Below are 11483 nucleotides of genomic sequence, written 5' to 3'. Positions count from 1 at the left end.
CGCCGCCGCCGCCGTCGCGGTCAGTCGAGCGGGCGCGGGTGGGGCGCGTCGTACCAGCCGACCCCCGCCGCTCCGGCCCCGGACGGGTCCAGACCCTGACGCCGGGCCCGGTTCCGGAAGTGCACCTGCACGCCGATGAGCACCGCGACCCCGATCGCCGACACGAGCGCGAGCCCCACCACGTAGAGCGTCGACGCGAGCCCGGAGATCGCCAGGGGCACGGCACCGTTCTGCGCGGCGGAGAGCGGCGTCCCCGTGAACACGAAGGCGAGCAGCGTCGAGATCGTCGCGTTCGAGTCGTAGAGCCCGTGCAGCAGCGACACCACGACGTAGGTCACCAGGACGGTCCAGGTCCAGCGGAAGCGGGGCCGACCGTGGGACGCGCCGAACAGCACGGCCCCGAGGATCGCCGTCCAGAGCACGTGGCCGACCGGGGAGAGGATCGCGCGGATCACCTCGGTCTGCAGCAGGGACACCAGGTCGATGCCGCGGGCGGTGATCGCCGCGTTGAAGGCGTAGCCGGCCGACTCGAACGCCGCGAAGCCCGCACCCACGGTCGCGCCGAGGAGTGCCCCCTGCCTGGCGGTCTTCGGGCGGACCCGCCACCCCACCACGACGAGCAGGACGCCCTTGACGAACTCCTCCACGAAGCCGACCACGACGTAGATGAGCGCGCCCTGCCGCAGGTCCGACTCGAGCAGCGACGCCCCGAGCACGCCGAGGATCCCGCCGACGAAGAACGCCGTGACGAGCTGCATCGTGCTGACCGTGCCCGTGACCCGTTCGATCACGAACAGCACCACGGTGAAGGGCACCAGGAAGCTGCCCAGCAGGATGATCGTCGGGACGAGGTTCGTGTTGCTGGTGAACACCGTCACGACGATCGTCACCGCCCAGAGCAGGAAGCCGACGAGCAGGGTCTTCCACCACCAGCCTCGGCGATGGTGCGGGTGGTCCACGGGGACGGCGGGGGTCATGGCCATGCGCCCATCGTGCTCCGCGGGGGCAGGTCGGTGCCGGGAATGTCCACGACCGTCGCGGTGGTTCTCCCCCACATGACCGACGTGACGTACGACCAGGTGACCATGTTCGGCGCGGACTGGTGCCGCGACTGCCGCCGTTCGAAGGCGCTGCTCGACCGGCTCGGCGTGGACTACACGTACGTGGACGTCGAGGCCGACCTGTCCGCAGCCGCCCGCGCCGAGGAGATCAGCGGACGCAAGAGCATCCCCGTCGTGGTGCTGCCGAACGGCAAGCACTTCGTCGAGCCCTCCGACGCGGAGCTGCAGGCCGAACTCGAGGCCTCGAACCTGGTCTGAGACCGCCCGACCCGGCTGCTCCGGGACGACGAAACAGCCAGAAGACGCGGAAATGGGCACCGATGTGCTCCGCCGTGTTGACTCTGGGGTTGACCTCGGCACCGACGATCCCGTCGGTGCCGATTCGTTCGTTCCACCAGGAGGACACCGTGCTCGGTCTCATCATCAGCTTGATCATCGTCGGACTGATCGCCGGTGCGCTCGCGCGCCTGATCATCCCCGGCAAGCAGAACCTGTCGATCCTCATGACGATCGTCCTCGGCATCGTCGGTTCGTTCGTCGGCGGGTTCCTCGGGTTCCTGATCTTCCAGCACGACCCGATGGACGGCTTCTTCCAGCCGGCCGGCATCATCGGCTCCGTCATCGGCGCCATCATCGTGCTGTTCCTCTACACCCGCTTCGCGGGCAAGGGCTCGCGCCGCTGATCTCAGCAGGAGCAGTGCCCGACGGGGGCGTGCAGTGGTCACATGACCACGGCACGCCCCCGTCGGCCGTTCCGGGGTGACCTGTGATGGCTGGTGCGCGGTTGCGCACTCGGTGCGAGGTCGCGGTGGCGCACGGGGAGTGCAAGCTCGCACGGAGCGGAAGACCGCGCACCGTGCTGGCGGCTGGCGGCGGGGCGGACGGGAGGCTCGTGGCGGGCCCGCCACGAGCCTCCCGTCCGGTGTGCGTCGGGTCGGCGCTGCCGCGTCCGCTACCGTCGGACGGCATGGGGCGCACGACGTGGACCGACGTACCGACCGCACTGCGCACGCAGGTCGAGGAGCTGCTGGGTGGGCCGATCGAGCACGCGATCTCGCAGGCCGGCGGTTGGTCCCCCGGCGGTGCCGACCGCGTCGTCACGACCGAGGGCCGTCGCGCCTTCGTCAAGACGCTCTCCCGGGCACGCAACCCGGACGGCTTCGCGTTCCACGAGCAGGAGTCGCGCGTGATGGCGCTGCTGCCCACGACCGTGCAGGCGCCGCGACTGCTGGCGACCCTGCGGCACGACGACTGGATCGCCCTAGTGCTCGACGACGTGCCCGGGCGGCATCCCGGTGCGCTCGGTGACGGATCCGAGGTGACCGCGGTGCTCGACGCGCTCGACACCCTGCCGATGGCCACGGGACCGCTCGCCGCGCTGCCTCGTGCTGCCGAGGACCTCGCCGAGGAGTTCGGCGCATGGGACCGGATGCGCGAGGCCGGATTCCCCGACGTCGTGCCGACCGCCGTCGCGGAGCGTTCCACAGCGTTCGCCGAGCTGGCACGCGACGGCGCTGCGGCGGCCGACGGCGAGCACCTGCTGCACCTCGACTGCCGGGCGGACAACCTGCTCGTGGACGCCGACGGTGTCGTGTGGGTCGTCGACTGGCCGTGGGCCGGCATCGGCGCGCACTGGCTCGACCCGCTGACGTACCTGCTCGACACCCTGGTCCGGGGCGAGGACGTCGACGTGGAGCAGCACCTCCAGGCCCACCGGGTCTTCGCCGGGGTGCCCTCGGAGGCGGTGGACGCGGTGCTCGCCGGTCTCGCGGGGATGTTCCTGGAGAAGGCCTCGCGTCCGGCACCGCCGGCCATGCCGACGCTGCGGGGCTTCCAGCGCAGCGAGGGGCTGGCCGCCGCGGAGTGGTTGGTGCGCCGCGGCTCGGTCTGACCCGAGCGGGCTGTGCGGGGCGCGCGCGTTGTGCGCCGAGTCTCGCCTGCGCGGACGTCCTGCGCGCCGGTGGCGACGCGAGGTGCCCGCCTGGCCGAGTCTCGGCGCACTGCTGGCACCGGGGCGGACGGGAGGCTCGTGTCGGGCCCGCCACGAGCCTCCCGTCCGGTGTGTCAGAATCGCGATCGTCGGCGAGGGAGCCGGCGCCAGAGGGGGACCATGTCGGGCGGCCGCGGAACACCGTTCTGGGTGCGCAGCGTCCGTCGACGCCCCGCCGCGAGCGTCGTCCTCACGGTGCTCGCCGTCATCACCACGATCGTCTCGGTCCTCGCGCCGCTCATGCTCCGCGCCGTCGAGCAGGCGACCCTCGACGACGCCCTCGCCCGCGGCGGCGTCCGGGCCACCTCCATCGCTGCGTCCGCGGAGATCGAGGTCGGCAGCCTCACCGAGTCCGAGGGTGCGGTCGTGACGACCACCGGGGCGGCCGAGCACCAGCGGCTCTGGCAGGACGACGTCGTGTCCGCGGAGTCGTCGGCACCGGTGTCCTTCCTGCCGCCGGCCTCGGCCGACACGCCGCCCGGAGGGGACGGTCGTCGCCTGACCCCGTTCGCCGGGCTCGCGGGCTCCTGCCGCCGGATCGGGCTGGAAGCGGGCCGCTGCCCGAGGGACGAGACCGAGGTGCTCGCGGCCGCCGGGGCGGACCTGCCGGTCGGCACGGTGCTGCCGTTGACGCTGCTCGACATCCCGGAGCAGCGGTTCCGGGTCCGGGTCGTCGGCACGTACGACGCCGCCTCGGGCCCTGGGCACGTCGTGGCCAGCCCCGGCCAGCTGTTCGGCAGCGGCGGTGGTGGTGACCCGGCGCTGGTGACGTCACTCGCGGGCTTCGCGGAGCTCGGTGTCGGCGGGACGACGTGGTCCGTCCGGACGCTCGAGCCCGGCACCCGGCTCGACGACCTGCCCACGGTGATCGACGACGTGCAGGCAGCGCGGGACGGCACGCTCACGGTCGGCGCAGCCCAGTCGGCGGTGTCCGTGACCCAGCGCATCGATGCGCTCATCGACCGGGTGGCCGACGGCAACGACGCGGCGACCGTGATCGTCGCGGTGTCGGCGCTGCAGGCGGTGATCGTGGCGTGGTTCGCGCAGGGGGTCCTCGCGGCCCGGGTCGGTCGGGCCCGCGCCGGTGAGTGGGGGCTCGCCCGGCTCCGAGGGCTCTCCGCACGCCGCCGGTCGACGTCCGTGCTGCTCGAGCCCGTCGTCGCGACGCTCGTCGGCAGCGCGGTCGGCACCGCCCTCGGGGTGCTGCTCGCCGCTGTCCTCAACCGAGCCCTGCTCGGCGCGGACGCCCCCGCGCTCGAACCGTCCCGGCTGCCGGTCGTGCTCGCCGTCGCGGCGTCCGTGCTCGGCTCGCTCGTCGCGCTGCTCGTCGCGAGCAGCCGTGCCGCCAAGGTCCCGCTCGTCGACCTGCTCCGACGCGCGACCGAGCCGCGTGCGCTGTCGCGGACGGGTGCGGTCGTGCAGGCCGTCGCCGTCATCGCCGCGGTCGTCGGGCTGGCGGCGGTCGTCACCCAGCGCCGCATCGACGGGCTCGGGATCGCCCTGCTCGCGCCGACGCTCGTGGCCGTCCTCGTCGCGGTCGTCGGGCTGCGCATCGGCGTCACGGTGGTCCGACGCCGGGCTGCCCGCCCCGCACGCTCCCTGGTCGAGCTCCTGGCGCTGCGACGGATCAGCCGCACGCCCTCGGTCCTGACCACCGCGGTCATGGTCGTGATGGGCGTCGCCCTGGCGGTGTCGTCCAGCCAGTCGGCGGTGCTCGCGGTCCGGCTCGCCGACGACCGGGCGGCCGCGGAGCTCGGGGCAGCGACGGTGCTCGACGTCAGCGTGCGCGAGGGGGTCCCCTTCGTCGACACCGTCCGACGGGCCGACCCCTCCGGACGAGTCGCCATGGCCGTGGAGACCACCACGACCGGCGCCGGCGTCGGCCGCCTGGTCGCCGTCGACTCGACCCGGTTGACGGCGGTCAGCGCGTGGCGGTCGTCGTGGGGTGGCGACCACTTCGACCGTGCAGCACGGGCCCTGCGCCCCGCAGGCGGTCCGGCACTGCGGTTCAGCGGCGACCGACTCGCCGTCACGCTCGCGGACGTGGGCGCCCCGGACGGTGAGGCCGCCAAGGACTTCGCCACCGCCGACCCGGACGACGTCGACGTGGTCGCCATCGTGCAGTCCGGGGACACCTGGCGTCGCGTCGACCTCGGGGCACCGCGGGACGGCACCCTGACCAGCACGGGCGATGCCGTGCCGTGCGGGGACGGGTGCCGCCTGGTGTCCCTGGGGCTCGAGAGCCACTCGGTCGACAGCGCGCCGTACGGCCTCGGCGTCACCGTCACACGCATCGCCGTCGGGACCGGGGACGCGCTCCGACCGGTCGACGACCGCTGGCTCTCCAGCGACCGGTGGCGTGACCGCATCGGCGACAGCTCCCTGACCGACGGACGACCGACCTCGGTGCTCGGGGAGACCCGCGACGGGCTGCGCATCTCGTGGACCGACGCGACCGGCGCCGGGACACCCAGCATCGCACCGCGCGACGCCCCCGAACCGCTGCCGGCGATCGTCGGCCGAGGGACGGTGACCGACGCGTTCGCCGGGGTGGAGAACGGCGTGCTCGGGATCGCCCCGTCCGGTGCCACCCGCGTCCTCGGCGTCGTCCGCAGGGCACCGACGCTGCCCCGCGTGCTCGGTGACGGCGCGCTGGTCGACCTCGAGGTGGCCGGACGCGTCTCGGACACCACCTCGCCCGACATCCACCACGAGGTGTGGCTCGCACCGGGGAACCACCCCGGGGTCGTCGCCGCACTGCACCGCCACGGGATCTCCGTCGAGGCACGACACACGCTCGCCGACGCCGAGCACCGGGCGGAACGGGCTGCCCCGACGCGGGGAGCGCTCATCGGCGTCCCGATCGCGTTCGCCGCCCTCGCGCTGACGCTGCTCGTGGTCGCGGGCGTGGGGGTCGTCGGTGCCGCCGCCCGGCGTGAGGACGCGGCGACCCTCCGGACCGCCGGCTTCCGACACAGCGCCGTCCGCCGGGCCCTGTTCCTCGAGACGTTCCTGCCCGTGGCCCTGGCCGTGGTCGCCGGGGCGGTCGCGAGCACCGCGGCGACGCTGCTGACCGCGGAACGACTCCCCCTGCGACTCGGTGCACTGCCCCCGATGGGCGACCCGGTGGACCTGTGGACGGTCGTCGGGATCACGCTCGCGGCACTGGCTGCGGTCGCGGCGGTGTCGGCAGCGACGGCGACGTTCGCCACGCGGCCGACGACACCCGGCGCGCGGACTGCCGAACGTGACGGGGGTGTCCGATGAGCCGCCGTCGACCGGCCGTGTCCGAGCCGACCACCCGGCCGGCCGCCGCCTTCCGTGCCGCCGGACTCGTGCACGTCTACCGGGAGGCCGAGACCGACGTCGCCGCCCTCCGCGGCATCGACCTCACCGTGCCGCCGGGGCAGCGCGTCGCTCTGCTCGGTCCGTCCGGCTCCGGGAAGTCGACGCTGCTCTCGATCGCTGCCGGCCTGATGCGTCCGAGCGCGGGGATCGCCAGCGTCTGGGACCAGGACCTCGGTGCCGCCGGCCCGGCCGACCTCGAGCGGCTCCGACGGGACGTGCTCGGGCTGATGCTGCAGGGCGCGGACGTGAACCTGATCGGGCACGAGTCCGCGCACGCCAACGTCGCCTGGACGGTGCAGGGGACGAACGACCGCGACGCGTCCCTCGGCGAGCGGGTCCTGGCCGCCGGCGGGGTGGAGGACGACGGCCGCCCCGTGGCCCGGCTCTCGCCGTCCCAGCGGCAGACCGCCGCGCTCGCCGTGGCCCTGGCGACCCGGCCGCGGCTGCTCCTGGCCGACGAACCGACGAGTCGCCTGGACGACCACGCCCGCGAGGCGCTGCTCGACCTGCTCGTGACCGAGACCGAGCGCGAGGGCATCGCCGTGCTGCTCGTCACGCACGACGAACGGGTCGCGCGGCGCATGCAGCGGATGGTGCACCTGCGCGACGGGCGCGTGGGCGAGGAGGACTCCGGCTCCGGTCGCCGCGCCGTCGTCACGGCGGACGGGTCGGTGCCGATCCCGGAGCACCTCCGCGCCGGGTGGCCGGCGGGCGCGCTCGTCACGGTCGAGCCCGACGGCAGCGGCGGCCTGGTCGTCCGACGGACCGAGGAGACCCCGTGACCGAGACCGAGAGCACGACGGGCGGCGCCGGCACCGCAGCGGACCCCCGCGCCCAGCACCAGCCAGCGCTCCGCTTCGACCGCTTCGCCGTGCAGCTCGACGGCCGCGACCTGTTCGCCGCCGACCTCCGCGTGGATCCCGGCGCGATCGTGGTGGTCTCGGCACCGGGTGGGGACGACGCGACCGTGGTGCTCGACGCCGTCGTGCACGTGCTGACCGGCGACACCGAGCCCGTGCCGTGGCGCACGTCCGGCACGGTCCGGTTCGAGACGACCGACGCGACGCCGGGTCCGACGACCGGCTCCGTCGCCGTGATGCCCCGCGACCACGCCCTCATCGGCGCCCTGACCGCCACCGAGAACATCGCGCTCGGGCTCCTCGCCCAGCACCGGGGTGCCGCGCCGGACCCGGAGACGATCGGCGCCGTGCTCGACGCCCTCGGGGTGCCGGACGCCGTACGGCACAACCTCGCGGAGCAGCTCTCCGGCGGTCAGCAACAGCGCGTGGCCCTCGCCCGTGCCCTGGTGACGGACGCCGCCCTCATGGTCCTCGACGACCCGACGAGCGAGCTCGACCCGGCGTCGCGGCAGCGCGTGCACGAGGCCGTCGCCACCGTCGCGGAGCGCGGCCGGATCGTGCTCGTCGCAGCGCCGGATCAGGAGGACCTGCCCCCGCACACGCTCCACCTGCGGGTCGGTCGACGGGGCCGTCACGCCCGGGCGGAGGCCGCGCCCGAGTAGCAGGTCCCCCGGATGTCCAGGAGGCGCAGCAGTCCTCGGCGTACGGTCCGCGACATGACTGACGAGAACGCACGCCACCGCCCCGAAGAGGACGCCGCGCGGCTGGGACTCGTCGTCGTCGGCGAGGCAGCAGCGCTGCAGTCCGGTGACGAGGCTGCTCTCGACGCGAGCATCGAGAACATCCGCGAGACCATCGACGACCTGATCGACGAACCCCTGACCCCACGGCAGGAGGAGGTCGTCGAACGCCTCGCCTCGGCCGGGGGCACCCTGACCGCCGGGCTCAGCGGCGCCCTGGCCGCCCAGACCGGTCGGCCGGTCGACGACGTCCTCGAGGGTGCCGCGCGCAGCATCATCTGGCAGGAGCGTCTGTCCGCCGACCGTGACCGTGCGGCTGCCGAGGACGCCGACGGCACCGAACAGCACGAGGCAGAGCCGGAACAGCGACGCATGTCCGACGACCAGCGGCAGCGCTCCGGCGAGGACACCCGCCGCGACGCCGGCGACGACGGACGGGTCGGCGCCGACGAGCCCGACGACCGCCGACAGCGCCGGGACGAGCGCTAGCCACCCGCCCGGGGAAACACGAGGTCACGAACGCGTGCCTCGTGGCGCTTCCCCGTACCGTCGGAGCCATGCCGAAGCGACTCCTGCTCAACGTCTTCGAGATGAACTGCGTCGGGCACATCACCCACGGACTGTGGCGCCTGCCCGGGAACAACCGGCACCGCTACACGGACATCCGCTACTGGACCGAACTCGCCCGATCGGCCGAGGCCGGGCAGTTCGACGCCGTCTTCATCGCCGATGTGCTCGGCGCCTACGACGTGTACGGCGGATCGGCCGCACCCGCCCTGCGCGAGGGCCTGCAGATCCCGAACAACGACCCGATGCTCGTCGTGCCCGCGATGGCAGCCGTCACCGAGCACCTCGGCTTCGGCATCACGTTCTCCACCAGCTACGAGCCGCCCTTCGCGTTCGCCCGACGCATGTCCACGCTCGACCACCTGACGAACGGCCGGGTGGGCTGGAACGTCGTCACGAGCTACCTGCCGAACGCGGCGCGGAACTTCGGCCTGGCGACGGAGATCCCGCACGACACCCGCTACGAGATCGCCGACGAGTACCTCGACGTGCTCTACCAGCTGTGGGAGGGCTCGTGGGAGGACGACGCCGTCCTCCGCGACGCGGAGCGCGGCATCTACACCGACCCCGACAAGGTGCACCCGATCGACCACGTCGGCGAGCACTTCCGCGTCGCGGGCCCGCACCTGTCCGAGCCGTCGCTGCAGCGCACCCCGGCGCTGTTCCTGGCGACCGGCTCCCCCGCCGGCATCGCCCGCGCCGGTCAGCACGCCGAGGTCGTCTTCACCGGCGGACACGGCGTCCAGCGCACCGCCGACGCCGTCCGCGACGCAGCACAGGCGGCCGGCCGGAACCGCGGCGACGTGCGGTTCGTCACACAGGCCGCCGTGATCACCGCGCCGACCCAGCGCGAGGTCGACGACAAGGTCGCGCAGTACCGCGCCTTCGCGAGCGAGGAGGGCCCACTCGTGCACGGCAGCGTGCCCTTCGACGCGCTCTCCCACCCGCGCAGTCGCACGGTGCGCGACGCCCTCGAGGCCGAGGGGGTCGAGGGCGGCGAACGCCTGGTCGGCCGGGTCGCGCTCGACGCCACCGTGGGCGAGCTGCTCGACCGGGTGAACGAGGCCTGGCACGGCGCGTTCTGGGCCGCGGGCGTCCCCGAGGCGGTCACGGAGCAGATCGAGGGCTGGCTCGACGACGACGGGATCGACGGCATCAACCTGCGCCAGTACCACTCGTTCGACACCGTCCGCGACTTCGGCCGGTACGTCACGCCGCTGCTGCAGGAGCGCGGTCGCCTGCCCGAGCGCTACACGCCCGGCGAGACCCTCCGCGAGCGGGTCACCGGAGGCGCCGCCCGGCTCCCGGCGTCGCACCCGGCAGCCGCGCACCGCCGCACCGGCGTCCCCGCCTGAGTCCACAAGAAACGGACTGGAGGCTCCCCACCGGTCCGGTGGGGAGCCTCCCGTCCGCCTCTTCCCGCCCGCACCGCTCGCGATGGCAAGTCGGATCGCGCGTGGGAGGTCGGAAGAAGTGACCCCCGACGCGCGGAACGACCTCCTGTGGAGGGAGAGGGGGGCGGGGAACGACCCGCAACGCGCGAGACGACCCGCGCTCAGACCACGGGCACCCCGAGCAGTCGGCGCACCCCGTCCGTCACCACGCGGCGGGTGAGCGCGCCGTCACGGCGGGCCTTGGCCCGGAGCGCAGCGCCCTCCCACAGGTCGACGAGCTGGGCCGCGACGAGGTCCGCGTCGCGTGCGTCGGCCACGTCGCCCTGGTCCTGCGCAGCCCGCACCGCCGTGGCCAGTCGTGCGATCCACGCGTCGAACACCGCGTCGACGTGCGCGGCCACCGTGGGTTCGTCGGTCGCGGTGTCGACCGCCAGGTTGCCGAGCAGACAGCCGTACCGGAAGTCGATGCCGGCCAACTGCTCGAGCATGACGTCGAAGTACCCCGTGATCCGGTCGACCGCGCGCGGCACCGACGTGTCCTCGAGCACCCCGATCGGCGACGCAGCGGCGAAGCGGTCAGCGACCTCCATCGCCAGGTCCGCCTTGGACCGGAAGTGGTTGTAGAACGACCCCTTCGGTGCCCCCGCGGACCCGGTGATCGCGGCGACACCGGTGGCGGCGTACCCGTGCTGGTGGAACTCGACGAGGGCGGCATCGACGATCGCATCGCGGAGGCTGGCTTTCGGCATGCACCGATCCTCTCACCGCGGGAATGAGACGACCGGTCATATTGCTGTCGAGAGGACACGGCACCGCCCGGTGCCCGACGGAAGGAACCCACCATGACCGGACTCACCGGACAGACCGTGCTCGTCACCGGCGCGAACGGCGGACTCGGCACCGAGTTCGTGCGCCAGGCCCTCGAGCGTGGCGCCACGAAGGTCTACGCCGCCGCCCGACGCCCGCAGGACTGGGACGACGCCCGCATCGTGCCGCTCGTCCTCGACGCCAGCGACGCCGCCTCGGTCGCCCGCGCAGCCGCCGAGGCACCGGACGTCACCGTCGTCGTCAACAACGCCGGACTGCTGCGCCCGGGCGGGCTCGTCGACGGCGACCTCGGCGACATCCGCACGCAGATCGAGACGAACCTGGTCGGACCACTGCTCGTCACCCGCGCCTTCGCCCCGGCACTCCGCGCGGCGCACGGAGCCGTCGTCAACGTCGCCTCGGTCCTCAGCTGGCTCGGCGGCAGCGGCGCGTACGGCGTCTCGAAGGCGGGGCTGTGGTCTGCCACGGACTCGATCCGGCTCGAGCTGGCGAGTGACGGCGTCCAGGTCGTCGGTGCCTACCTCGGGTACACCGACACGGCCATGGCGAGCGGCGTCGACGCCCCGAAGAACACGCCAGAGGCCGTCGTCGCCGCGGTCTGGGACGGCGTCGAGCACGGCGAGCACGAGGTCCTCGCGGACGAGCTGACCCGGAGCGTCCGCGCCTCGCTCGGCGCATCGGTCGCCGAACGCTAC

At 73.8% G+C, this 11483-nt stretch carries 11 protein-coding genes; 9 read left to right on the top strand and 2 right to left on the bottom strand.

Features of this window, described 5'->3' with window-relative positions:
* Positions 1–20: 20 nt before the first annotated feature.
* Positions 21–983 (bottom strand): PrsW family glutamic-type intramembrane protease, encoded by a 963-nt coding sequence (locus OXR63_RS13845; protein ID WP_267424180.1) that lies wholly within the window; start codon positions 981–983, stop codon positions 21–23.
* 72 nt (positions 984–1055) lie between these two features.
* On the opposite strand from OXR63_RS13845, the gene OXR63_RS13840 reads away from it, so the two are divergent.
* The 8 genes from OXR63_RS13840 to OXR63_RS13805 all read left to right on the top strand — a co-directional run bounded on the left by OXR63_RS13840 (position 1056) and on the right by OXR63_RS13805 (position 9921).
* Positions 1056–1319: a glutaredoxin family protein gene (locus OXR63_RS13840; RefSeq protein ID WP_267424179.1), complete on the top strand. Its 264-nt coding sequence runs from the start codon at positions 1056–1058 to the stop codon at positions 1317–1319.
* 149 nt (positions 1320–1468) lie between these two features.
* Entirely contained in the window at positions 1469–1744 is a 276-nt protein-coding gene (locus OXR63_RS13835) for a GlsB/YeaQ/YmgE family stress response membrane protein (protein WP_194663423.1), read from the top strand.
* Between the two features lie 284 nt (positions 1745–2028).
* Complete coding sequence (locus tag OXR63_RS13830; protein WP_267424178.1) at positions 2029–2952, top strand: phosphotransferase; 924 nt, start codon at positions 2029–2031, stop codon at positions 2950–2952.
* 219 nt (positions 2953–3171) lie between these two features.
* Positions 3172–6318 carry an FtsX-like permease family protein gene (locus OXR63_RS13825; protein ID WP_267424176.1) on the top strand — a complete coding sequence of 1049 codons (3147 nt, stop codon included), beginning with the start codon at positions 3172–3174 and terminating at the stop codon, positions 6316–6318.
* Positions 6315–7181 carry an ABC transporter ATP-binding protein gene (locus OXR63_RS13820; protein WP_267424175.1) on the top strand — a complete coding sequence of 289 codons (867 nt, stop codon included), beginning with the start codon at positions 6315–6317 and terminating at the stop codon, positions 7179–7181. The genes OXR63_RS13825 and OXR63_RS13820 overlap by 4 nt, the downstream gene beginning before the upstream one ends.
* Positions 7178–7921: an ABC transporter ATP-binding protein gene (locus OXR63_RS13815; RefSeq protein WP_308202165.1), complete on the top strand. Its 744-nt coding sequence runs from the start codon at positions 7178–7180 to the stop codon at positions 7919–7921. Before OXR63_RS13820 ends, OXR63_RS13815 begins: the two co-directional genes overlap by 4 nt.
* 54 nt (positions 7922–7975) lie before the next feature.
* On the top strand, positions 7976–8488 hold the full coding sequence (locus tag OXR63_RS13810; protein WP_267424174.1) for a hypothetical protein: 513 nt from the start codon (positions 7976–7978) through the stop codon (positions 8486–8488).
* 68 nt (positions 8489–8556) lie between these two features.
* Positions 8557–9921, top strand: a complete 1365-nt coding sequence (locus OXR63_RS13805; protein ID WP_267424173.1) for an NtaA/DmoA family FMN-dependent monooxygenase — start codon at positions 8557–8559, stop codon at positions 9919–9921.
* A 200-nt stretch (positions 9922–10121) separates the two neighbouring features.
* Here the strand turns inward: OXR63_RS13805 and OXR63_RS13800 are convergent, their stop codons facing one another.
* Complete coding sequence (locus OXR63_RS13800; protein WP_267424172.1) at positions 10122–10709, bottom strand: TetR/AcrR family transcriptional regulator; 588 nt, start codon at positions 10707–10709, stop codon at positions 10122–10124.
* Between the two features lie 93 nt (positions 10710–10802).
* Here OXR63_RS13800 and OXR63_RS13795 point away from each other — a divergent pair.
* Positions 10803–11483: SDR family oxidoreductase (locus tag OXR63_RS13795; RefSeq protein ID WP_267424171.1), on the top strand; the 681-nt coding region annotated here is incomplete at its 3' end.

Origin of the sequence: Curtobacterium sp. GC_Cur_3, assembly GCF_026544205.1 — a bacterium.
Classification (GTDB): Bacteria; Actinomycetota; Actinomycetes; order Actinomycetales; family Microbacteriaceae; genus Curtobacterium.
Note: the sequence above shows the minus strand (reverse complement) of the source record. Positions and strands in the feature narration are given on the sequence as shown.

Excerpts from the sequence above, each read along its gene's own strand:
- OXR63_RS13845 (WP_267424180.1), bottom strand. The coding sequence starts at position 983 with ATGGCCATGACCCCCGCCGTCCCCGTGGACCACCCGCACCATCGCCGA.
- OXR63_RS13840 (WP_267424179.1), top strand. The coding sequence starts at position 1,056 with ATGACCGACGTGACGTACGACCAGGTGACCATGTTCGGCGCGGACTGG.
- OXR63_RS13830 (WP_267424178.1), top strand. The coding sequence starts at position 2,029 with ATGGGGCGCACGACGTGGACCGACGTACCGACCGCACTGCGCACGCAG.
- OXR63_RS13825 (WP_267424176.1), top strand. The coding sequence starts at position 3,172 with ATGTCGGGCGGCCGCGGAACACCGTTCTGGGTGCGCAGCGTCCGTCGA.
- OXR63_RS13820 (WP_267424175.1), top strand. The coding sequence starts at position 6,315 with ATGAGCCGCCGTCGACCGGCCGTGTCCGAGCCGACCACCCGGCCGGCC.
- OXR63_RS13810 (WP_267424174.1), top strand. The coding sequence starts at position 7,976 with ATGACTGACGAGAACGCACGCCACCGCCCCGAAGAGGACGCCGCGCGG.
- OXR63_RS13805 (WP_267424173.1), top strand. The coding sequence starts at position 8,557 with ATGCCGAAGCGACTCCTGCTCAACGTCTTCGAGATGAACTGCGTCGGG.
- OXR63_RS13800 (WP_267424172.1), bottom strand. The coding sequence starts at position 10,709 with ATGCCGAAAGCCAGCCTCCGCGATGCGATCGTCGATGCCGCCCTCGTC.